Genomic DNA, 21,578 nt, shown 5'->3' with positions numbered 1-21,578 from the left:
AGGTTCTATGATCACATCCATTATCAGGCGATTGATACAGGCGCTCTTTGTCATTGTCGCGATGACGATCATTGTCTTCATCGGCGTCAATGTGATCGGCAATCCGGTCGACATCCTCATCAACCCCGACGCCAACCAGGCGGAGCGGGCACTCGTTATCGCGCATTACGGTCTGGATCAGCCGCTCTGGAAACAGTATCTGCTGTTTCTCCAAGGGCTTCTGCACGGGGACTTCGGCAACAGCTTCGTTTATGGGCGGCCGGCGCTGGGTCTGATCCTCGAACGTCTCCCGGCAACGCTCGAACTGGCGATCACGGCTCTCGGCATCGCGCTCTTGTTCGGCTTGCCGCTTGGGCTGTATGCAGGGCTTTACCCCAATCGGATTTCCTCCAAGCTCATCATGAGCGGCTCGATTCTGGGCTTCTCGCTTCCGACCTTCTGGGTCGGCCTCATGCTGATCATGGTGTTTTCCGTCGAGCTAGGCTGGTTGCCGACGAATGGCCGCGGCCCGACGCAGGAACTACTTGGTGCACAATGGTCGTTTCTGACCGGGGACGGCATCCGGCACCTCTTATTGCCGGCCTTCAACCTGGCTCTGTTCAAGACGTCGCTCATTCTGCGGCTGACCCGTGCAGGTGTGCAAGAGGTCCTGCCCCAGGACTATGTGAAGTTTGCCCGCGCCAAGGGGTTGCGAGAGCGGCGGATCATTTCCGTGCACGTTCTCAAGAACCTGATGATCCCGGTGGTGACCATCATCGGCCTCGAGTTCGGCTCGCTTATCGCCTTTTCGGTCGTCACCGAAAGCATCTTTGCGTGGCCGGGCATGGGCAAGCTCATCATCGACTCGATCAACCTTCTCGATCGCCCCGTCATCGTCGCCTACCTGATGATGATGGTCCTGCTCTTCGTCGTCCTCAACTTCATCATCGATATCTGTTATACCCTTCTGGATCCGCGGGTCCGGCTGGAAGGAAAGGCTTGACCCATGGCCGAACCAAACACGCAAGACACAAGCGCTCCAACGCCCGAGCCCAGTCGTCTGTCGAAAGGGATCGCGGATTTCTTCAGCTCTCCGGCAGCCGTGATCGCCTTCCTCACGCTGGTGATCATCTGTTGCCTGGCGCTGTTTGCGCCATGGATCTCTCCGCAAAATCCCTATGATTTGATGCAGCTCGACATCATGGATGGTCGCCTGCCGCCGGGGTCCGAATCCATGACCGGGCTTGTCTATCACCTCGGCACCGACAGCCAGGGCCGCGATATCCTGTCCGGCATCCTCTATGGCCTGCGCACCTCTTTGCTGGTAGGCGTTCTGTCGGCTTTCGCTGCTGCCATCATCGGAACCTCGGCCGGATTGTTCGCCGCTTACATGGGAGGGCGCACGGAAACCGCGATGATGCGGCTCGTCGACCTGCAGCTCTCTTTTCCCACCATATTGATGGCGCTGATGATGCTCGCCGTGCTCGGCAAGGGCGTGCCCAATGTCGTGATCGCACTGATCATCGCCGAGTGGGCGACCTATGCCCGCACGGTCCGCGGCACCGCTCTGGTCGAGCGCGAGAAGGAATATATCGAGGCGGCCCGGATGCTGCGCCTGCCCGGATGGCGCATCCTCTTCAGGCACCTGCTGCCGAACTGTCTTGCGCCGGTCATCGTCATCGCCACCATGCAGATCGCCAGGGCAATCGGTCTCGAAGCAACCTTGTCCTTCCTCGGTCTGGGTGCATCCGTGACCGAACCCTCGCTCGGCATGCTGATCTCGACCGGCTACCAATATCTTCTGACGGGCCTCTACTGGATCAGCTTCTTCCCCGGCATTGCGCTTCTAATCACGATCGCGGCGATCAATCTCGTCGGCGACCGGTTGCGCGATGTGCTCAACCCGAGGAACATGTCATGACCCCATTGCTGCAAGTGAGCAATCTCGTCACCGAATTCGGCAGCGGCAAAGGTCGCCCCAGTCTTTGCGCCGTCAACGACGTATCGTTCACGGTGGAGCGCGGCAAGGTTCTTGGTCTCGTGGGGGAATCCGGATCCGGAAAGTCGGTAACCGGCTTCTCGATCATGCGGCTCCTCGACAGGCCCGGCCGGGTGGCCGGCGGCCAGATCATCTTCGACGGCGCCGACATCGCGAAATATTCGGACGAGGAGATGCGGCAGCTGCGCGGCAAGCGGATCGCCATGGTATTCCAGGATCCGATGATGACGCTCAACCCGGTCCTGACCGTCGGTACGCAGATGGTGGAAGCCGTCCAGGCGCACGACCGCGTCTCGAAGGATGCAGCCCGGCAGCGGGCGCGGGATGCTTTGGCGCTGGTCGGCATACCAAGCCCCGAAGAAAGGCTTGCCGCCTATCCTCATCAGTTTTCCGGCGGAATGCGCCAGCGCGTGGCGATTGCCATTGCGCTTCTTCACAAGCCGGACCTTATCATCGCCGACGAACCGACAACGGCGCTTGATGTGACGATCCAGAGCCAGATCATTTCCGAATTCCAGAGGCTCACGGAAGAAGGAAATACGGCGGTGATCTGGATCACTCACGATCTGGCGATCGTTTCAAGATTGGCCGACGAGATCGCCGTCATGTATGCCGGCCGCCTCGTCGAGACCGGACCAGTGGGCAAGGTTCTGACCGATCCTCACCATCCCTACACCGCCGGCCTGATCGCGTCCGTTCCTTCGCAAAACAGACGCGGAGAGCCCCTCCACCAGATTCGCGGCATGACGCCGGCAATCAGCCGCCTTCCACAAGGATGCAGTTTTCGTACGCGCTGTGACCGGACGACCGACGGCTGTCTGGTCATGCCGGCGCTCATGCCGGAAGGCGACCGCTCCTTCCGCTGCATTCATCCCGTTACGAAAGAGATAGCATGATGACGGCGATCGCCACGCCCCTGATCGAAGCGAGGAACGTGTCGCAGCGCTTCGGAGCCAAGCCCGACCTCGCCGCCAAGATCGCGCTCAAGCTCAGGCTGGCCAAACCGGCACCTGTTGTTCATGCGCTTGATAATGTCAACCTGAGCATTCGACCCGGAGAGGTTGTCGGCCTTGTCGGCGAGAGCGGCTGCGGGAAGTCGACGCTCGGCCGCGCCATTGCAGGGATCACGTCGCCGAGCCAAGGCCATATTCTCTGGAAGGGGATCGACCGAAGCGCCATGTCGAAAGGCGAGCAGCATCAGTTCGGTCTCGCCAGCCAGATGATCTTCCAAAACCCGATGGCCGCTCTCAATCCGCGCATGACCGTCGAGGAGCTTATCTGGGAGGCGCCTCGCACGCATGGACTTGCCCGCTCGACGGAACGCGACGCCTATGTCGACAGATATCTGATGCTGGCCGGTTTCGACCCGTCTATGAAAAAGCGATACCCGCATCAATTTTCCGGTGGCCAGCGGCAGCGCGTCAATATTGCGCGCGCGCTCGCCGTGCAGCCGAAGTTCCTCGTCTGTGACGAAAGCGTCGCAGCGCTCGACGTCTCCATCCAGGCTCAGGTCATCAACCTGTTCATGGAACTTCGCGACAAGCTTGACCTGACCTACCTGTTCGTCAGCCATGATCTCGGCGTCGTCGAACATATTTCCGACCGCGTTGCGATCATGTATCTCGGCCGGATCGTCGAAGAGGCGCCGGTCGAGGAGGTCTTCAGCCGGCCCAATCATCCTTACACGACAGCGCTCTTGGCCGAGGTGCCGCGCATTGAACCCGGCAAGCGACGGTTCAAGCCCGTCGATGGCGAACTCCCCAGCCCGATAAACCCGCCGGAAGGCTGTCACTTCCATCCGAGATGCCCGTTTGCGATGGATCGCTGCCGTCTGGAAGCGCCGGTGAAAAAGGAAATTGCACCGGGGCACCTGTCGGCTTGCCATCTCAACGATGCATAACCCGAACAACGGCACTCGCTCCTGGAACCGCGAGCGCGGTCGACCGCATACGCAGATATTTTCGAAGCGGTGTCAGGACTGCTGACAAGTATCCATCCGTTCAAATGGTCTGCGGGTTTGCAGGGTGTAGCGTTCTCCTCCCGGGTAACGATCGAAGCAAATCTATCCAGAAGACCGCAACTCGATCCCGGTCTTTAGGAAGGAGAATAATTTTCTGTTGTCGCCAATGAAAAATCTGATTTACTGATATTCCGCTGCTTGGCTTTAAGGGGGATATTGCCGATGCTGGGGACACGCAGGGAAATTTTGCTTGGTGGTTTGGCGTTACTTGGCGCCGTTGCAGTTCGGAAACCGGCATTGGCCGCGGCGTCGTCCTATTTTGACGGCACCCTCGTCGACAATGGCGTGACGTTCCGAAGGACCAACTTCGCCAAGATCGACAGGAAGTGGCACCGCCAGGTCGTCAAATATTTCAGCAGCGAGCCGATCGGCACCGTCGTCGTCGATACAAGGCACCATTTTCTCTACGTGATCATGGAGAACAAGACCGCCATTCGCTATGGCGTCGGCGTCGGCCGCGAGGGGTTCAAATGGTTCGGCCGCGCCACGATCGACGCCAAATCGCTGTGGCCGCGCTGGACGCCGCCGCCGGAGATGCGCAAGCGCCACCCCGAACTGCCTGAATTCGTGGCGGGCGGCTCTCCGAAGAACCCGCTCGGCCCCCGCGCCATGTATCTGCATCGCGACGGCGTCGACACCGGCTATCGGTTCCACGGCACGCTGGAGCCATGGAGCATCGGCAAGGATGCCTCCAGCGGCTGCATCCGCATGTTCAACGAAGACGCCATCGACCTCTACCAGCGTTGCCCGATCGGCACCGCGGTACAGGTTCTGCCGCATATCGCCGACCAGGCCGAAAGCGCCACGCAGGTCAGCCAAACAACCCCGGTCGAATAAGGAATATCCCCTGATGTCTGCTACGACCGGATACACGAGCCGCCTTCTCGCCGCGGCCATGCTCCTGGCGCTCGCCGCCTGCTCCACCACCGAGATCGCCTCCCTGGAAGAACCGACTGCGGCGCCGATGACCGGCCAGACCAATGATCCGGCGCCGGGGTTTGAAAACGTCGCGGCCGGCAGCGAAGAGGATTTCATCCTCAATGTCGGCCGGCGGATCTACTTCAAGCAGGATTCCGCCACCCTCGATTCCGTCGCCATGGCAACGTTGGATAACCAGGCCGCCTGGCTCAACAGGAACCCGACCTGGCTGCTCAAGCTGCAGGGATTTGCCGACGATTCCGGTTCTGCCTCCCAGATGGAAACGCTGTCGCAGAAGCGCGCCGACGCGGCGATGGCCTATCTCGCCTCGAAGGGCGTCGACCCGAAGCGCATGTGGGCCAAGGGCTATGGCAACGATCGAGAAGTTCGCGACTGCACGGACCGCTCCTGCAAGGTGCAGAACCGGCGTGTCGTCACCAACCTGCGTGCCCAGCCGGACGCGGCTTGATCGCAGATTGGACCACTCGACGCTCGCGTAGACGCGCCAACCGTATCCCGGGCCTCCTATTCTAAGAGGGCGGCAACTCGTAGCTGGATGGTGACGGCAGATCGCGCACGAACCTGATATCCGCAGCATTCGCCGCCACGACCAGCTGGTAATTGCCGGCTTCGGCACGGAAAGCGCCGGCTTCGACGTCGAAATAAGCGAGATCGCGCGGCCGGATTTGCATTATCGCCGTGCCGGTCTCGCCGGGCTGCAGCGATAACTTGGCGAAGGCGCGCAGCTCCTTGTCCGGCCGCGCCACTTTGGTCTTCGGCGAACGCACATAGAGCTGCACCAGTTCTGAGCCGGCCCGGTCGCCGATATTGGTCAAGTCGAGGCTGACGGTGACGCCGTCGGAACCCATTTCGCCGGCCGACAGCCGCGGCTCGCTCCAGCGGAAACGGGTATAGCCGAGGCCGAAGCCGAAGGGGAAGAGCGGCTCGACGGCGTGTGTATCGTGATGACGATAGCCGACGAAGACGCCTTCGGCGTAGCGCACATGCCCATCCCGGCCGGGATAGACGGCGGGATCGCCTGTCATGGCCGAATTGTCGGCAAGCGTCTTCGGGAAGGTCTGCGGCAGGCGTCCACCGGGCTCGACGTCGCCGAACAGCACGTCGGCGACGGCATTGCCGAGTTCCTGCCCCGGATACCAGATCTGCAACACGGCGCGAACCTTGTCGAGCCAGGGCATTTCCACCGGACCGCCGGTCTGCAGCACGACCACCGTGTTGGCGTTGGCGGCGGCAACCCGCTCGATCAGTTCCTCCTGTCGGCCGGGCAGCCGCATGTCGGGCAGGTCCAACCCTTCCGTATCCCATTCGCCGTCGCGGCCGACAAAGAGCAGCGCCACATCGGCATTGCGCGCCGTCTCGACGGCCGCCTCGATATCGGCCTCGCTGAGCGGCTTTTCCACACCGAAGCGCACGGCGATGAGGTTAATGCCCTCCTCGGTCGCGGTGGACGGCTCATATTCGACGATGATTTTGTATGACCGGCCGGCCTCGAGCGGCACTGCCCCGCGCTGTTCGTCATTGGCCGTGCCGAAATAGTTCTCGCCGCGCGTCCAGCCGTCGCGGCCGTCAACCATCAGTGCGCCATCGACGAAGAGCCGCGCCAGGCCGGCATTGGTCATGCCGAAGACATGCTCGCCGCTCTCCTCCGGCACGAATTGCATCGTCATCCGGGCCGAAAAATCGGCAGGGTCGAGATCGCCCGACGGCAGCTCGAACCAGAAGAATTCGCCCTTGTCGACCGTTTCGACATGCAGCGGCTCGCCCTTGCAGCCGCGGCCCTTGAAATATTCGACCGCGATCTTGCCCTTGAACACGTCGATCAGGCGGTTGTGGCGGCAGCCGACCGCGTGGCTGATGCTGTTGGCGTTGGAGAGGGCGGCGCGGATGCCTTCGAGCGGGCTCACTGTATAATGCGCCGCGATCTGCGCACTGCCGCCGCCCATGACGCGCGCGCTTGCGGCGTTGGGGCCGATGACGGCGATGCGATCGAGAGAGGTTTTGGCAAGCGGCAGGATGCCGTCATTCCTGAGGAGCACAGCGCCTTCCGCGCCGAGACGCCGGATCAGCGCCCTGTCTTCCGGCAGGTCGACCGCCCGCTCGCGCAGATCGGGTTTCTTCTCGAACGCACCGACCCGCTCGAGGAGAAGCAGCATGCGCCGCGCCGCAGCGCGTACCGTCGCGGCCTCGACCTTGCCCTCGCGCACGGCCGCGACCAGTTTGTCGCCGCGGTCGCGCGCCGGACCCGGCATTTCGAGATCCAGGCCGGCATTGATCGTCTCAGCCGTCGAATGCGAACCGAACCAATCGGACATGACGATGCCGTCGAACCCCCACTCCTCGCGCAACAGCTTGGTCAGCAGCCAGTGATGCTCGCTCGTATAGGTGCCGTTCAGGCGGTTATAGGAGGACATGACGGCCATGACGCCGGCGCGACGCACCGCCTGTTCGAAGGGCGGCAGATAGATTTCGCGCAGTGTCCGCTCGTCGATATCGGAAGACATGGTCTGCCGCTCGATCTCGGATTCATTGCCGGCGAAATGCTTGATCGTCGCCGCGATCCCCTCGCCCTGCACGCCCTCGATATAGGCAACGGCCAGTTCGGCGGTCAGCATCGGGTCTTCGGAGTAACATTCGAAATTGCGCCCGTTGAGGCCGGAGCGATGGATGTTCACCGTGGGCGCCAGCAGCACTGCGGCACCCTTGCTCTTTGCCTGGCGCGCAAGGGCTGCGCCCATCTGATGGATAAGTTCGGGATTCCAGCTGGCGCCCAGCGCGATGGCGACGGGAAAGCAGGTCGCCTTGACGCCGGCGACCAGCGAGCCGGCGCCGCGCGCGCCGTTCGGTCCATCCGTCACCTTGATCTTCGGCACGCCGAGACGTTCGACCGGAACCGTCGTCCAGAAATCGGCGCCGGACAGCAGCGAGACCTGCTCTTCGAGCGTCATCTGGTCGAGAATGGAATCGATCATGCAAACCTCCCTGCTACGACTCCGGATCCAAGACGCGATCCGGGCGCTCTGATCCTTAAACCTACCGATTACTCGATATTTTTAAGATGTCAACTGCCACTGTCTGGTGTATGGGTAGAGAGCTTGCAGGGCTGCAGGCTTGCCGATTGGCGCGTCGCCGTTAAAAGGAGGCAAACGGAAAGAGACGATGGCAGAACAAGGGACCGGCCCGAGGGAAAAGCAGCGGCGCAAATCCAGCAAGGGGGAGGCGCGCCGAGCGGAAATCCTTGGGGCGGCGATGCGCCGCTTTGCCGAAGACGGCTATCAGAATGCCGCCATTGGGGATATCGCCCAAGATGTCGGCCTGTCGCTGCCCGGCCTGTTGCACCATTTCCGGACCAAGGTCGATCTCCTGCTCGCCATTCTGGACAAGCGCGATTTGGAAAGCGCAGATTTCATCGACCACTATCGTTTGGACCTTCGGGGCCTGCTTGAAGGCATGGTCGCCGTCTTCCGTCGCAACGCCGAAATGGTCGAGGTCACCAGGGCTTTCGCCATCCTCAATGCCGAAAGCCTGATGAAGGACCACCCCGCCAAGGCCTGGTTTCTCGATCGCGCCACGCAGATGCAGAAGCATATCGCCGCGACCTTCGAACGCGCCGCCGCCGATGGCTCGTTCGCCAAGAACATCGATAGCAAGGCGATGGCGGCCGAACTGATCGCCGTAATGGACGGCCTGCAGATGCTCTGGCTGCGCGACCCCGATCGCTTCGATATGGTCGGCGGGCTCGAAGCCTATGTCAGCCGCCTGCAGACGAGCCTCGGTCTGGATGGCTGAACGAGGATGGGGTGCAGATCGAAGGGCCTGGCATTTGTCGCCTGCCGGCGGTTGCCTGCTCCCCTCATGCGTCCCCTGGCGGTTACTCATTCCTTGCCGGCGGCGACTTCAAGCAACGGACATCCTACCCGACATTGCGCGGTGGCGGCTGAGGGACTTGGTAAGGCGGCGACATGCCTTTGGAGCGTTCTCGAATATAGCAGGCACAGAGATCCTTCAGACCGCGGTATGATCCAATTCCGAGAAAGCTGCTCAGCCGTATAACTGTCGTTTGCGAGACGCCGCATTTTTTTGCGACTGAAGCAGCACTTTCGAAGGCCACCATCTCCGGATGCTCAAGCATCCGCCTTGCAACCTGTTCCACCTGGTTAGGGAAAAAGATCCTTCCTTCGGCAATGGACTGCTTTAGTTCCTGAAAGGTTTGAGGACGTTGATCTTTCATAGGACGCGTGGCTGACATTTGGCGCCTCCGTGGCAGATGCATTTCGCGCAGCACAAGTCGATTATGCATTCGTGGAGTCGGGCGATGCAGGCGAGCCACGAGGAGCGAACTGCACCGCCTTGACGTCAATCGACGGCAACTGGCCTGCCTGTCTGCCAGCTCACTGTGGCGGCCTCCGCTAGTTTTTGAGCCTGAAGCCCATCCAATCCACCTGGCCTCGGCGATGGGTTGCCGCTGTCGATCGCTTCGATGAAGGCATTGATCTCGTTGGCATAAGCCTGCGCGTAGCGTTCGAGAAAGAAATGTTGAACGGGATCGCCGCTGACGCCGTTCGCATTGGAAAGCTCGACGCTCGTCGCGGCGATATTTTTCGCTGCAAGCATACCGGCAGCCCCATGGACTTCGATGCGCTGGTCGTATCCATAAGTCGCCCGGCGCGAATTGGTGATGACAGCAATGCGGCCCGAAGCCGTCTGCATCTGGACGGCGGCGGTATCCACATCGCCCTCGGCCCCGATCGCCTTGTCGACGAGCGAGGATCCGAGTGCGTTCACGACCACGAATTCCTCGCCCATGAGGAAGCGGGCCATATCGAAGTCGTGGATCATCATGTCACGGAACAGGCCACCGGAGGATTTGACGTAGTCGGCAGGCGGCGGCGCCGGATCCCGGCTGGTGATCGTCACGATCTCGATTGCGCCGATATCGCCGGCGCGCAGACGGGCCTCCAAACTTGCGAAGTTCGGGTCAAACCGGCGATTGAAGCCGATCATCAAGGTCGACCTGTTTTTCTCGACAATCTCGAGGCAGGCATTGATGCGGTCGACCGACAGGGATACCGGCTTTTCACAGAGGATGGCCTTGCCGGCGCGCGCCGCCGCCTCGATGAGATCGGCGTGGCTCGGGGTCGGCGTCGCGATGAGGATCGCATCGACGTTCGAGGAGTTGATGACATCCTCCGCCTCGGCAACCTCGGCGCCCGTCCGTGCGGCAAGCTCTTCTGCTGATGCCTTGAAGGCATCCGCGACATAGGCAAGCTTCGCATTGGGGTTCGCCGCGATCGTTGTTGCATGCACTTTGCCGATCCGGCCGGCGCCGATCACTCCAAATCTGATCATTGATATCTCTCCATGATATGTAAATCTTGACTATCGAAACATTCAAACGGTGAAGGCGTCGCGGAAGCGGGCAAGCGCCGTCTCATCGTCTCCGGACGCCCATGCCTCCATGCCGATCGTGCCGCGATAACCCATGTCCTTGAGCGCGCGGGCAATTGCCTTGTAGTTGATCTCGCCGGTTCCCGGTTCCATGCGACCGGGCACATCCGCCACCTGGATTTCGCCGATATAGGGCAGCGCACGCCGGCATAGCTCGATCAGGTTTCCTTCGCCGATCTGGGCATGATAGAGGTCCAGATTGAGCTTCAACGCCGGCCGGTTGACGGACGAGACGAGCGCGAGCGTATCCTCGGCCTTGGCAAACGGCGTCCCGGGGTGATCGACTGCCTGATTGAGGTTTTCGAGCACGAAGGTCACACCCTCCTGCTCCCCGAGGTCGGCGATGCGGTTCAGTGTATCGCGCGCCTTGAGCCACATGGCACCAGTCACTTCGTCAGCCTTGACGACCGGCAGTCCATTGCCGTCGAGACCCGTACCGTGCAGGTTGAGACGTGGGCAGTTCAGCTCCCGGGCAATCGGGATCGATTGCTTCGCAGTTCGCAGCAATTCTTCTGCGCCATCGTCGTCGGCGAGCGTGCCGGTCACATAGCCAGTCATCGACGAGAAGACCGCCCCGGATCTCGCAAGGGCTGCGATGTCATGCTTCGTCCAGTCCCAGATCTCGGCTTGGAAGCCGAGTTCGGTGATCCGCTTCAGCCTGTCGACAACAGGAAGCGACTTGAAAACCATCTCGGCGCAGACCGCGAGCGTGAAGGGGGATGAGATATTCGATGAACCGTCGTTCATGACCGTTTCCATGTTTGATGACTGAGAAAGCGGGCAGCCTTTGAAAGCCAATGGTCGCCGCCTCCGGGTAAAGCCAGGACGCTAGATGGTACCGCCGAGTTCATCGGAGAGTTGCTGCAGTTCCTTGCCGCCGGCCATGAGGTTCTGAAGCTCGTCCATCGCGATATCCGCCTTGGCAAAAGTGCCGAGCGTCTGGCCGCGATTGAGAATGGTGAAGCGGTCCGCCACGGCATAGGCATGCCGAACGTTATGGGTGATGAAAATCACGCCCAGTCCGTTCTGTCGGACCTGGTGGATGTATTTCAGCACCATCGAGGTTTGTGCCACGCCGAGCGCCGATGTGGGCTCGTCGAGAATAAGGATCTTTGCGCCGAAATAGACCGCGCGAGCAATCGCAACGCATTGGCGTTCGCCACCGGACAAGGTGCCCACCGCCTGATTGGGATCGCGGATATCGATGCCGATCTTGCGCATCTCATCACGCGTGACATTGTTGCAGTGCGCGAGGTCGAAGTGACGGAATGGGAAGATGCCTTTGCGCGGCTCCCGCCCCATGAAGAAATTTCGGGTGATCGACATCAGCGGAATCATGGCGAGATCCTGATAGACCGTCGCAATCCCTGCATCGAGGGCGTCGCGCGGGCTGCGGAAATTGACCGGCTTGCCTTCGACCAGAAACGCACCTCCGCTTGGCCGGACGACACCGGACAGCGTCTTGATCAAGGTGGATTTGCCCGCGCCATTGTCTCCGAGGAGACAAAGTACCTCTCCGGCCGACACTTGCATCGACACGCCGTTGAGAGCGATCACGGAGCCGTAGTGCTTGACGATATCGGTTACTTCGATGATCGGTGTTCGGTTGTTGACGTCTGGCATGATCAGCGCTCCCCGGTAACCTTGCGGCGGATGAAATTGTTGAAGAGAACAGCCAGCAGCAGCATCGAGCCGAGGAAGACCTGAAACCAGTCGGAGTCGAACTTGGTATAGGTCAAGCCGATGGAAACCGAGCCGAAGATGATGGCTCCGAAGAAGGCGCCGATCGCCGAACCATAGCCGCCCGTGAGCAGGCACCCGCCAATGACGGCGGCGATGATTGCCTCGAACTCTTTCTGAAAACCGCGTCGGGCGTCGGTTGAGCCGGCGTCAAGCACGGTGATGATGGCGACCAGCGCGGCAGCACACGCCGTCAACGCGAACAGGCCGGTTTTCACCCTATGGACCGGGACACCTGAATTTCTTGCTGCATTCGGATCGCCGCCGGCTGCGAAGATCCAGTTGCCCATGCGGGTGCGCAGCAGGACCCATGTTGCAGCCAGGGCAAGCACGACGAACCACAGGACCGACACGGGGATGCCCGTGACCTTCGGCAGGCCGTTCGGGAACTTGCCGATCAGGTCGTGATCTGCGAGCCAGACGAATACGCCCTTCAGCGCATCGCCGGAAAAGAGCCCGAGCAGCGGACTGTCCTTCACATGGTCGCCGATGCCGCGAAGCTGCGTGGAGCCGCCGGTGGCCCATTTCAGACCAACGAGGGTCAAGCCGCGCAGTATGAAGAGAAATGCCAGGGTCACGATGAACGACGGCAGCCTGGTGTGAATGACGATCTGCCCATTGATCGCGCCCATGAACGCCGCAAACAGCATTGTCATGACGATGGCAACCGAAAGCGGTTGACCAAAATTGGTCAGGATGACGCCGAAGATCAGTCCTGCGAAAGCCACCATCGAGCCGATCGAGAGATCAAACTCACCGCCGATCATGAGCAGTGCCGCCGCAATGGCGAGGATTCCCAATTGCGATGCCGGCGCCATGATGGTCATCAGGCCCGAAAGAGAAAACATCGTCGAATCTGCAGTGAGAAAGAAAAAGACGATGACGAGAACAAGGCCCGCCACGGCGCCCAATTCGGGCCGCCGCATCATATGTGTTAAAAAACTCACTTGTTTGACGCGCTCATCGACCGTCGGCGCGGCCGCCGTGTTCTGCTCAAGCGAAGCCATAACTCCTCCCGTGGAATCTTTGTTTTGAGGTAGCGGCGGCGCTGCTCGGCAGCGCTCTGTCAACGAACCCCCTCCCCTTGAGGGGGAGGAGATTCTGAGAGAATGCCTTCCGTCAGTTCTGGTCAGCGAATGCCCTTGGCGGAAAGATCGACCACCTGGGCGGCCTTTTCCTTGGTGATAAGATTGGGGCCGGATGGCACATTGCCTCCAGGGATCAGCCCGTATTTGGCGTAGTTGGCCAGAAACACGACGGGCAGATAGCCCTGCAGGAACTGCTGCTGATCGATCGCGAAGGCTGCCTTGCCGTCGGCCACTGCCTTCAGGAAATCTGCCGAAAGGTCGAAGGTCGCCACGTTGACCTTGCCGGTCATTCCGACATCCTCGACAGCCGCCAGAGACGGCTCGCCGGCGGTGCCGGCGCCGAGCGCCATGACGGTATCGACAGCGGCATTGGAACTCAGCGCCGCTTTGACCTTTGCCCGGACGTCGGCCGGATCGTTGCTGACGGGCAGAACCGTAACTTTGCCGCCAAAACCGTCTGCGAAGCCCTTGCAGCGCAGATCGAGCGCGACATTGCCGACCTCCTGATTCACGCACAAACCTTCCTTGCCGCCCAACTCATGCAGCTTTGCACCGGCGGCCTTGCCCGCGGTGTATTCGTCCTGGCCGACATGCAGAAGCGCCCCCAATTCCTTCGAAACGTCGGATCCGGAGTTGATCGAAATAACCGGAATGCCGGCGGCCACGGCCTTCTTGATGGACGGGCCGAGCGCCGAGGCGTCCGGAATGGAGACGATAAGGCCGTCAGGCTTCTGATTGATGGCCGCATCGATGAGCTGCCCCATTGACACCATGTCGAACGTTTCCGGCGCCCGATAGTCGACGCCGACGCCGATATCCTTGGCAGCTGCGTTGACCCCGTTCTTAACCACGGACCAGAACGGATCATTGGCCTGGCCATGGGTGACGGCAACGATGCGAATGTCCGCTGCGTTGACGATTGCTGAAGAGCACATGAACGCGACCGCGGCCCCCGCGAGAAGCGATTTCAAACCAAATTTCATTTAACCCTCCCAAAAACAGTCCGCGTCATGCGGACCCGCGATTGCTACCGGTTGCAACTCCTTTGCTACCGGTAGCAAACTCCGACAAATTACTTTATTGTCGGCAAAAATCAAGCATCCATTCCATTTTTATTTTTTTGTGGAATATTCATTCCAGTCGGCAGGAGATAGGCATGCGCAAAAGGGCGACAGCGAAAGAGGTGGCGGAAGCCGCCGGCGTATCGAAATGGACCGTTATCCGCGCGTTTACACCCGGTGCATCCATCACCGACGTCAGCCGGCAAAAAGTGCTTCAGGCCGCCGAGGCGCTGAACTATTCGCCGAACCTGCTTGCCCGCAGCCTCGCGACAAACATCACGCATCAAGTGGCGGTTTTCGTCGACGACTTCGCCAATCCGCACAAGCTTCCGGTTCTGGAAATGCTCACCGAGCGCTTGCAGGCGGAGGGACTATTGACGGTATTGATCAATATCAATCGGCATTTCGATCACGTTCACGCGCTGATCAATGCCGACCAACGGCAATTCGACGCCGTGATTCTGTTCGGTACGGCGTTTCGCGAGGAAACTCTCGGCGATCGACGCCTCGGCCCAGGTTTTCCGCCGATGTTCGTTCTTGCAAGAGACAGCCAGATTCCCGGTGTCCCTGCAGTCGCCTGCGATGCTGAACTCGCCCTCAGCCAAATGGTCGATTACCTGTTCGACAAGGGGTATCGCCGTCCGGGTTTTATGACGGGAGCAAGAACCCTGTCGACGGCACTCGGCAGGCGCCATCACTACGCGAATTTCTGGCGACGGAAGGGCGTGGGGAGCGTCGTAGAGCTGAACGCAGACCGGTACAGTGCCGATGCGGGCGCCGAGGCGGTGCGAGCCTATCTAAGCGCGACCCCCTCCTCCTCACGGGTCGATGTATTGATGTGTGAAAATGACATTCTGGCGTTAGGAGCCATGGCCACGGCCCGCAGTGAATTTGGTTGCCGCGTTCCGCAAGACCTTGCGGTGGTCGGCTTCGACAATATCGAGCTCGGCGCGGCGCCCGCCTATGGCCTGACGACTTACGAGCAGCCCACTTATGAAATGATCAACACGATCGTAGAGATGATTATCGGAGCCCGCGCCGTCGAAACAGTCACCTTGCCAGGGCATCTCGTTCCCAGGCTATCCGCCTGATTGCCGGTTGAAGGGAACCGCGCCAGATACGACTTATGGCATCATGAACGGCCCGAAGCTTCGGTATTGTCGCGCCTGGAAGCCTATGTCGGCTGGCTACCGGCGGGGCCTTGGCTTGGAGGGCTGACTGGAACAATCTTCCAAGCGTGCCAACCATTCGATGATGTGGCCTACGGCTTCGCGATACCTTTGCCCGACGAGCAAACCGGTATGCGTCGTCCCTCGAAGACCCAGATATTCGCCGCCAATATGCCGTGCCGTCGCCCGGCCCCGACGATCGTCGGCTTCATTGTTGACCGCTGTTATGACCAGGCCGGGGCAGGTGATCTTGCCGCTTTCGATGGAAATTCCCTTCGCTCCGAAATGAAAGGAAAATGCAGCGAATGCCTTGCCGGATTCCATGGACAGGTATTTCCGCTGGAACGCGATATCTTCGAGCGTTTCATCGGCGCTGCCTTGCTCGTCGCGCGCGGGCGCCGGCACGACAAGGCCAGGCATTCGTGGCGCAAGCTCGAGATAGGGCACCTCGTCATGCACCTGCCTGCAAATGCTGGAATCGATCAGCACCAGCCCGGCAATCTCCACGCTTTCCGCCAGTTTCAGGCTGAGGATTCCTCCCATGCTGAAGCCGATTACAACAGGCGGGACCGCGCAATCTTCAACGATTTCGGAAATGACCTGCCGGATGTCGTCCAGATAGTCCTCGAAGGTGACTTTGGTAAAATCGACCGATCGGCTTTTGTAATGGCCTCGCAGGTTGATGCAGTAGGCGTTCCATCCGGCTGACATGAAGTGAGAAATGTACTTGCTCCACATCCAACTGCCGGTGAAGGCGCCGTGGACGAAGAGCAAAGGCGGGCGAGCGGGCCGCTCCGAACCGGCGCTTCCACGAAATATTTCCAGAAACAGGTCGTTTTCCCCGATGTATCTCGCCGTGTGCTCCGGTCGTTCTTTTGCGTAGTCCCGCATGCCGTTCACTCCTGCCGATAAGGCCAGACATCATTCACGGACAAAGGATAGTTGCTACCCAATGTTGATCAACGGCGGCGCATGGAACTAGATACCGGACAAAATGTCTCCAATGAGGATGTTGGCATGGATGGTCTCGCGAGCCTTTTCGCTCTTGTATACGCTGCCGAACAGCAGAGTTATGTCGGAGCCGCGCGCGTCGCCGGAATTTCGCCATCGGCGATCGGAAAATCGATCGCCCGCCTCGAAGGCCGTCTGGGGGTGCGGCTCTTCAATCGCACGACGCGCAGCATCAGCCTGACCGAGGAAGGGGCGGTCCTCTACGAACGCTACAAGCGCATCATCGACGATATGCAAGACGCAGAGGCAGGTATCCTGCGAAGCCGGCAGCGGCCGAGAGGACGCCTCCGGGTCAGCGTCCCGCATATCGTCGGACACCACCTGCTGATGCCGATCCTGCCGATGTTCGCCGCGCGATTTCCGGAGATCGAACTGGACATCGATTTCGAAGACAGGGTCGTAGACTTGGTCGCCGAGGGCCTGGATGCCGTCGTGCGCAGCGGCGAACTTGCCGATGCCCGATTGATCGCCCGCCATCTCGGCGAGCAGCATTTCGTCGTTTGCGGAAGTGCCGATTATCTCGATCGTCGCGGACGGCCGCAGACGCCGAACGACCTCTCGGGGCACGCCTGCATTCACTTCAAATATCCATCCAGCGGCCGCATCGCGCCATGGTCATTCCGCGACCCATACGAGCGGCTGCTTTTGCCGAAAAACCTGACGTTCAACAATACGGATGCCGGGCTGCGGGCGGCACAGGACGGCCTCGGGCTCGCGCATCTGCCCGTCTATGTCGCGCAGCCCCATATCCGAGCGGGTAACTTGGTTCCCGTCCTCACCGCCTTCATGGCGCCCTTCGGTTCGCTCTCGCTCGTCTGGCCTTCCAATCGCCAGCTTTCGCCGAAAGTCCGCGCTTTCGTGGATTTCGTCGTCGAGAATTTTGCCGCCCGGCCCGAGGCTTTTCGCCCGGCAGCACACTGGTCACGGTGATCCGGATGTCCTCCGCCACCCCGCGCCGAATTTCTTCAGTGCAAAATCTATAAAACTCCGTAGTTTCGGTGTCATTCGTCTGTCGGGAGCATACAGCGCGTGCAAAGGTCGAGCGGGCGGCTCGTAGTCCGGCAAGAGCCTCACCAACCGTCCAGCTTCGATCTCTCGGACCACCAGTTCGTGCGGCTGCAGGAGCACGCCCATACCTGCCACTGCGGCGGCACGAAGGGCCTCACCACTGTCTGTCGAAAATCGGCCTGTGATCGGCACCGACACAAGACCATGTGGCCCCTCGAACGACCATTGCGTGCGAAGTGAGGTGTGCGAGAACACCAGGCATTCATGCCGTTGCAGATCCTCCGGTCTGTTCAGTTTTTCCGCCGATTTGAGATAGGCCGGCGCCGCGCACAGGACCAGGCGAAGAGGTGAAAGGCCTCTCGCCAGCAATCGGCTGTCCGGAAGCTCACCGGTCCGGAAGGCGACATCGAAACCCTCCTCCACAAGATCTACTGTCCGGTTGGTGAGGCTGAGGTCCAACGACACTTCGGGGTGCTGTTTCAGATATTCCGGTAGTTCAGGCGCCAACGCGTGGCTGCCGAAGGTGATCGGTGCGCTGATGCGAAGCCGTCCTCGCGGGATCGAGCGGGTTTCAGCGATCAGCGCCTCGGCTGCCTCCATCTCCGCCAGGATGTTCTTCGCGTGTTCATAGAATATGCGACCGCTGTCGGTGAGGCTTTGCCTGCGCGTGGTGCGGTTCAACAGCTTGATCCCCAAACCATCCTCCAGCGCCCTCAGCTGCTTGCCCGCCAGCTGCGATGACAAATTGAGTAGTTCAGCGGCCGCCGATATGGAGCCGGTTTCAACGGCTTTTATGAAAACCTGCATGGAAGCCAATCTGTCCATTTGAGCCGATTTGTTTGGAATGCGGATCTGATATGACCATTTATCCCGATTTATTTCATACGTACAGATGCTCCCATCTCACCGCCATCCTCCGCAGAACCTGCGGTTGGCTCAACCGTCACAGGAGTATTTGATGTCATCTCTAGCGAAAAAAGCAGTTCTGGCCGCTGCTTTGGGCAGCACCGCTTTAGCCTCAAACGCCGCACCCGTCGGTACGTCGGAGAGTCAAAGGCCAACCGTCGTGCTTGTGCATGGCGCGTTTGCCGATGGTTCGGCTTGGAACAAGGTTATTCCACTTCTTCAAGCGGAAGGGCTGACGGTCGTTTCCGTGCAGAATCCACTGACTTCGCTGGCCGATGACGTCGCCGCGACGCGGCGCGCACTCGACACGCAAACCGGCCCCGTCGTTCTGGTCGGCCATTCCTGGGGCGGCGTCGTGATTTCGGAAGCCGGCCGGCACGAGCATGTCAAATCGTTGGTTTATGTTGCCGCGTTCGCTCCGTCCGAAGGGCAATCGGTTGCGGATCTGACGAAGGATTATCCGGCTCCCTCGGGCTTCGCCCACATCATCGCGGACAAGGAGGGTTTCCTGACGCTCAGTCTCGAAGGGGTCGCAAAGCACCTCGCCCAGGATCTTCCGGCCGATGAGACGAGGCTGATGGCGGCGACGCAAGGTCCCGTGCGCGGCAGGAACTTCGAGGAGAACGTCAGCGATGCCGCCTGGAAGACGAAGCCTTCATGGTACATCGTCAGCGAGCAGGACCACATGATTCAGCCCGACCTGCAGAAGGCGATGGCAAAGAAAATCTCGGCTCACGTCGTGAGCTTGCCGGCAGGACACACGCCGCAACTGTCGCAGCCGGCCGACGTTGCGAAAGTTATTCTCGCGGCAACGGCAGACCTGTCGAAGTAGCAGCACCTGCTGCGCTCAGCACTGGGCGCGCCGCTTTCCAATCATATTACCGGAACGAGCGCAGGCACAAAAGGCTGCCTGCGCTCGTCGGCTGGAGCAGGATCCCGCTATCAAAACTCCTCCCATGAAGCAGCCGCGGCCGTCGCCGTCGCGGCGCGGCCGCCAAAGGCGCCGGCGAGCTTCTGGCCGAGCGCGCGCGCCGGCGAGACGACGGGTCTGCTTTGCGGGGTGGCGGCGCGTGGCGCCATCTGCGCGGCATCCAGCTTGAAACGGGCGATCAGTCGGGCGAGCTTGGCCGCCTCTTCCGCCAGCCGGTTGGCCGCGGCAGTCGATTCCTCGACCATCGCCGCGTTCTGCTGCGTCACCTGATCCATCTGATTGACGGCGGTCGAGACCTCGGAAAGACCGGTCGATTGCTCTCTGGCGGCCGTTGCGATGGAGCGGACATGCTCGTCGATCTTCACCACATGATCCTGGATGTGGCCAAGCGCCTCGCCCGTCGCCGTCACCAGCTTCACGCCGGAATGGACTTCGTCGCTGGAACGGTTGATCAGCACTTTGATGTCCTTGGCGGCGTTGGCCGAGCGCTGCGCCAGTTCACGCACCTCCTGCGCCACGACGGCAAAGCCCTTGCCGGCTTCACCGGCACGCGCCGCCTCGACACCGGCATTCAGCGCCAGAAGATTGGTCTGGAAGGCGATCTCGTCGATAACGCTGATGATCTTGCTGATTTCACCCGAGGCCTGCTCGATCCGGCCCATCGCCGAAACCGCCTGGCTGACGACGTCGCTCGACTGGCCGGTGCCTTTCTTCGCTTCATCGACCATGTGGCTGGCTTCCAATGCCCGCGCGGTCGAATGCTTCACGGCGACGGTGATCTCCTCCAAAGCGGACGAGGTTTCCTCCAGCGACGCCGCCTGCTGCTCGGTGCGCTGCGACAAGTCTCCGGAAGCGGTCCGCATCTCGCCGGCGCCGCCGTTGATGATGTTGACGGCCGCCCGCACTTCGCCAAGAACGGAGCGCAGGTTGCTCATCGTTGTGTTGACGTTGTTCTGCAGCCCCGCAAAAGAACCCTGGAGCTCGCCGCGCATATTCTCGGTCAGGTCGCCATTTGCGAGCGCCGAAACGACCCGGCCGGTTTCCGCAACGCCGCGGTCGACCGAGGCGACGAGTTGATTGAGGCCGATGACGATGCGATTGAGATCGGGATAGCCGAACTCTTCAGGCGCGCGCTGGGTGAAGTCGCCTGCTGCCGCCGCCGTGATGACCGCGTCGACGCTCTTCTGCATTTCGATGACCTTGGCCCGCTTGTTCGCGCCGGCGGCATCGAGTTCGCGCACCTTGGCGCCGTTCTGTTTGAAGACTTCGACGGCACGGGCCATTTGGCCGATTTCATCGCCTCGGTCGGCGAAGGGAATGTCGGCGTCGAGATTGCCGCCGGCGAGATCGTTCATGCTCGCGGTGATCCGGCCGATCGGCCTTGCGATCACCCGGGCGCCGAAGACGGCAGCACCGATCAGCGTGGCGATGGTCAAAAGGCCGATGCCGAGATTGAGAAAGAGAACCAGAACGGCGGCGGTATCCGCCTCCTCGCCAGACTTTGTTGCCATCGCCTTTGCCGAATCCACTCCTTCGTCGATCAGCTTGGCCGCCTCATCCGAAAGCGCCGTCAGCCTTGCCTGAGCGTCCCTCTCCTTTGCGTCGAGGGACGTGTCACCAGCTTTGAGGGCGAGCTTCGCCTTGGCGATGTCGACCATGTCGCCGGTGGCGTTGAAAAGGCTCTCGGCCAGCGTTTTGAGCTTCACGATCCGGTCCCTGTTGACCTGCAGTCGCAGCCCGCCCATGGCATCGTCGAGGTATTTGACCACCGAGTGGTGGCGGGCCGCAAGATAATCGGCGGCCTTGGCAATCTCGTCGGCGGAGGCGGCGAGACGCAGATCGCGCACCCCGATCTGCATGCCGCGCCATGACGCCTTGGCATCGACCAGATCACGGGAAACGACCAGCTGGCCCTCCTGATATTTCGCGCTTTCGTATACATGCTGGCCGCCCTGCCAGACGGTAAGAAGCATGACAGCCACCAGGAAAATGCCGATGGCGGAAAGCGTGGCCAGTTTGGTGCTGATGCGCGAAAAGATGCTTGCGGGCATGTGTCGGTTCCTGCTGAGCGCAGCAGGAGTCCTCATATCCCCTGCCCGCCACGGAATGGGTGATCGACTTCATTCGACCGCCGTTTGTGCGCCCGGCTTTTGAGAGCACCTTCGCTTTCGAAGGCAGCCCTTTTGCCGTGGCCTGGGTCCACTAACAGGCGATAAACATATAATAAAAAGTTCCACCTTCGCCGCGCCGGGAACATGGATGCGCGATCGGGATATCAAGCG

General features: G+C 60.7%; 20 protein-coding genes. 10 read left to right on the top strand and 10 right to left on the bottom strand.

The window, feature by feature from the left end; translation table 11 throughout:
- Positions 1-7 precede the first annotated feature (7 nt).
- The 6 genes from CO655_RS10570 (at position 8) to CO655_RS10545 (ending at position 5,385) form a co-directional block, all read left to right on the top strand.
- Positions 8-982, top strand: a complete 975-nt coding sequence (locus CO655_RS10570; RefSeq protein WP_097664628.1) for an ABC transporter permease — start codon at positions 8-10, stop codon at positions 980-982.
- 3 nt (positions 983-985) lie between these two features.
- On the top strand, positions 986-1,900 hold the full coding sequence (locus CO655_RS10565) for an ABC transporter permease (protein WP_097664627.1): 915 nt from the start codon (positions 986-988) through the stop codon (positions 1,898-1,900).
- Positions 1,897-2,874: an ABC transporter ATP-binding protein gene (locus tag CO655_RS10560; RefSeq protein ID WP_097664626.1), complete on the top strand. Its 978-nt coding sequence runs from the start codon at positions 1,897-1,899 to the stop codon at positions 2,872-2,874. The genes CO655_RS10565 and CO655_RS10560 overlap by 4 nt, the downstream gene beginning before the upstream one ends.
- Positions 2,874-3,878 (top strand): ABC transporter ATP-binding protein, encoded by a 1,005-nt coding sequence (locus tag CO655_RS10555; protein ID WP_097664678.1) that lies wholly within the window; start codon positions 2,874-2,876, stop codon positions 3,876-3,878. The genes CO655_RS10560 and CO655_RS10555 overlap by 1 nt, the downstream gene beginning before the upstream one ends.
- A 282-nt stretch (positions 3,879-4,160) precedes the next feature.
- On the top strand, positions 4,161-4,835 hold the full coding sequence (locus CO655_RS10550) for a L,D-transpeptidase (protein WP_097664625.1): 675 nt from the start codon (positions 4,161-4,163) through the stop codon (positions 4,833-4,835).
- A 13-nt stretch (positions 4,836-4,848) separates the two neighbouring features.
- Positions 4,849-5,385 (top strand): OmpA family protein, encoded by a 537-nt coding sequence (locus tag CO655_RS10545; protein ID WP_010031899.1) that lies wholly within the window; start codon positions 4,849-4,851, stop codon positions 5,383-5,385.
- Positions 5,386-5,446: 61 nt separating this feature from the next.
- Here CO655_RS10545 and CO655_RS10540 read toward each other — a convergent pair whose 3' ends face one another.
- Positions 5,447-7,906 (bottom strand): glycoside hydrolase family 3 C-terminal domain-containing protein, encoded by a 2,460-nt coding sequence (locus CO655_RS10540; RefSeq protein ID WP_097664624.1) that lies wholly within the window; start codon positions 7,904-7,906, stop codon positions 5,447-5,449.
- A 187-nt stretch (positions 7,907-8,093) separates the two neighbouring features.
- Between CO655_RS10540 and CO655_RS10535 the strand changes: the two genes are divergently transcribed.
- Positions 8,094-8,723, top strand: a complete 630-nt coding sequence (locus CO655_RS10535) for a TetR/AcrR family transcriptional regulator (protein WP_097664623.1) — start codon at positions 8,094-8,096, stop codon at positions 8,721-8,723.
- A 124-nt stretch (positions 8,724-8,847) separates the two neighbouring features.
- Here CO655_RS10535 and CO655_RS10530 read toward each other — a convergent pair whose 3' ends face one another.
- The 6 genes from CO655_RS10530 to CO655_RS10505 form a co-directional block, all read right to left on the bottom strand.
- Positions 8,848-9,183: a hypothetical protein gene (locus tag CO655_RS10530; RefSeq protein ID WP_097607289.1), complete on the bottom strand. Its 336-nt coding sequence runs from the start codon at positions 9,181-9,183 to the stop codon at positions 8,848-8,850.
- Positions 9,184-9,290: 107 nt separating this feature from the next.
- Positions 9,291-10,283, bottom strand: coding sequence for an inositol 2-dehydrogenase (gene iolG, locus CO655_RS10525; protein WP_097664622.1), 993 nt, complete (start codon positions 10,281-10,283; stop codon positions 9,291-9,293).
- 42 nt (positions 10,284-10,325) lie between these two features.
- Positions 10,326-11,129, bottom strand: coding sequence for a TIM barrel protein (locus tag CO655_RS10520; RefSeq protein ID WP_097664621.1), 804 nt, complete (start codon positions 11,127-11,129; stop codon positions 10,326-10,328).
- A gap of 81 nt (positions 11,130-11,210) precedes the next feature.
- On the bottom strand, positions 11,211-12,005 hold the full coding sequence (locus CO655_RS10515) for an ATP-binding cassette domain-containing protein (RefSeq protein WP_097664620.1): 795 nt from the start codon (positions 12,003-12,005) through the stop codon (positions 11,211-11,213).
- A 2-nt stretch (positions 12,006-12,007) separates the two neighbouring features.
- The gene (locus tag CO655_RS10510) at positions 12,008-13,129 is read right to left on the bottom strand and encodes an ABC transporter permease (protein ID WP_097581173.1); all 1,122 of its coding nucleotides are present in this window, start codon (positions 13,127-13,129) and stop codon (positions 12,008-12,010) included.
- 122 nt (positions 13,130-13,251) lie between these two features.
- Positions 13,252-14,193, bottom strand: coding sequence for a sugar ABC transporter substrate-binding protein (locus tag CO655_RS10505; RefSeq protein WP_097664619.1), 942 nt, complete (start codon positions 14,191-14,193; stop codon positions 13,252-13,254).
- A 173-nt stretch (positions 14,194-14,366) separates the two neighbouring features.
- On the opposite strand from CO655_RS10505, the gene CO655_RS10500 reads away from it, so the two are divergent.
- The gene (locus CO655_RS10500; protein WP_097581175.1) at positions 14,367-15,362 is read left to right on the top strand and encodes a LacI family DNA-binding transcriptional regulator; all 996 of its coding nucleotides are present in this window, start codon (positions 14,367-14,369) and stop codon (positions 15,360-15,362) included.
- 96 nt (positions 15,363-15,458) lie between these two features.
- Here the strand turns inward: CO655_RS10500 and CO655_RS10495 are convergent, their stop codons facing one another.
- Complete coding sequence (locus CO655_RS10495; protein ID WP_097664618.1) at positions 15,459-16,331, bottom strand: alpha/beta fold hydrolase; 873 nt, start codon at positions 16,329-16,331, stop codon at positions 15,459-15,461.
- A 126-nt stretch (positions 16,332-16,457) separates the two neighbouring features.
- Here CO655_RS10495 and CO655_RS10490 point away from each other — a divergent pair, with 126 nt between their 5' ends.
- Entirely contained in the window at positions 16,458-17,381 is a 924-nt protein-coding gene (locus CO655_RS10490; protein ID WP_097664617.1) for a LysR family transcriptional regulator, read from the top strand.
- On the opposite strand, the gene CO655_RS10485 is transcribed toward CO655_RS10490, so the two are convergent.
- Positions 17,373-18,284, bottom strand: a complete 912-nt coding sequence (locus CO655_RS10485; RefSeq protein WP_097664616.1) for a LysR substrate-binding domain-containing protein — start codon at positions 18,282-18,284, stop codon at positions 17,373-17,375. The two genes, CO655_RS10490 and CO655_RS10485, sit on opposite strands and share 9 nt — an antisense overlap.
- 67 nt (positions 18,285-18,351) lie before the next feature.
- Between CO655_RS10485 and CO655_RS10480 the strand changes: the two genes are divergently transcribed.
- Entirely contained in the window at positions 18,352-19,197 is an 846-nt protein-coding gene (locus tag CO655_RS10480) for an alpha/beta hydrolase (RefSeq protein WP_245423777.1), read from the top strand.
- Between the two features lie 110 nt (positions 19,198-19,307).
- Here the strand turns inward: CO655_RS10480 and CO655_RS10475 are convergent, their stop codons facing one another.
- A complete protein-coding gene (locus CO655_RS10475; RefSeq protein ID WP_097664614.1) occupies positions 19,308-21,347 on the bottom strand; it encodes a methyl-accepting chemotaxis protein in 2,040 nt (679 codons plus the stop codon).
- Positions 21,348-21,578 lie beyond the last annotated feature (231 nt).

Source organism: Rhizobium sp. M1 (assembly GCF_002531805.1).
Classification (GTDB): Bacteria; Pseudomonadota; Alphaproteobacteria; order Rhizobiales; family Rhizobiaceae; genus Rhizobium; species Rhizobium etli_C.
This window is presented reverse-complemented; position numbering and strand designations above follow the sequence as displayed.

Coding starts and splice junctions, on each gene's coding strand:
- CO655_RS10495 (WP_097664618.1), bottom strand. CDS start 16,331: ATGCGGGACTACGCAAAAGAACGACCGGAGCACACGGCGAGATACATC.
- CO655_RS10550 (WP_097664625.1), top strand. CDS start 4,161: ATGCTGGGGACACGCAGGGAAATTTTGCTTGGTGGTTTGGCGTTACTT.
- CO655_RS10480 (WP_245423777.1), top strand. CDS start 18,352: ATGCTCCCATCTCACCGCCATCCTCCGCAGAACCTGCGGTTGGCTCAA.
- CO655_RS10510 (WP_097581173.1), bottom strand. CDS start 13,129: ATGGCTTCGCTTGAGCAGAACACGGCGGCCGCGCCGACGGTCGATGAG.
- CO655_RS10520 (WP_097664621.1), bottom strand. CDS start 11,129: ATGAACGACGGTTCATCGAATATCTCATCCCCCTTCACGCTCGCGGTC.
- CO655_RS10530 (WP_097607289.1), bottom strand. CDS start 9,183: ATGTCAGCCACGCGTCCTATGAAAGATCAACGTCCTCAAACCTTTCAG.
- CO655_RS10505 (WP_097664619.1), bottom strand. CDS start 14,193: ATGAAATTTGGTTTGAAATCGCTTCTCGCGGGGGCCGCGGTCGCGTTC.
- CO655_RS10475 (WP_097664614.1), bottom strand. CDS start 21,347: ATGCCCGCAAGCATCTTTTCGCGCATCAGCACCAAACTGGCCACGCTT.
- CO655_RS10560 (WP_097664626.1), top strand. CDS start 1,897: ATGACCCCATTGCTGCAAGTGAGCAATCTCGTCACCGAATTCGGCAGC.
- CO655_RS10555 (WP_097664678.1), top strand. CDS start 2,874: ATGACGGCGATCGCCACGCCCCTGATCGAAGCGAGGAACGTGTCGCAG.
- CO655_RS10515 (WP_097664620.1), bottom strand. CDS start 12,005: ATGCCAGACGTCAACAACCGAACACCGATCATCGAAGTAACCGATATC.
- iolG (WP_097664622.1), bottom strand. CDS start 10,283: ATGATCAGATTTGGAGTGATCGGCGCCGGCCGGATCGGCAAAGTGCAT.
- CO655_RS10485 (WP_097664616.1), bottom strand. CDS start 18,284: ATGGACAGATTGGCTTCCATGCAGGTTTTCATAAAAGCCGTTGAAACC.
- CO655_RS10570 (WP_097664628.1), top strand. CDS start 8: ATGATCACATCCATTATCAGGCGATTGATACAGGCGCTCTTTGTCATT.
- CO655_RS10500 (WP_097581175.1), top strand. CDS start 14,367: ATGCGCAAAAGGGCGACAGCGAAAGAGGTGGCGGAAGCCGCCGGCGTA.
- CO655_RS10565 (WP_097664627.1), top strand. CDS start 986: ATGGCCGAACCAAACACGCAAGACACAAGCGCTCCAACGCCCGAGCCC.
- CO655_RS10545 (WP_010031899.1), top strand. CDS start 4,849: ATGTCTGCTACGACCGGATACACGAGCCGCCTTCTCGCCGCGGCCATG.
- CO655_RS10490 (WP_097664617.1), top strand. CDS start 16,458: ATGGATGGTCTCGCGAGCCTTTTCGCTCTTGTATACGCTGCCGAACAG.
- CO655_RS10540 (WP_097664624.1), bottom strand. CDS start 7,906: ATGATCGATTCCATTCTCGACCAGATGACGCTCGAAGAGCAGGTCTCG.
- CO655_RS10535 (WP_097664623.1), top strand. CDS start 8,094: ATGGCAGAACAAGGGACCGGCCCGAGGGAAAAGCAGCGGCGCAAATCC.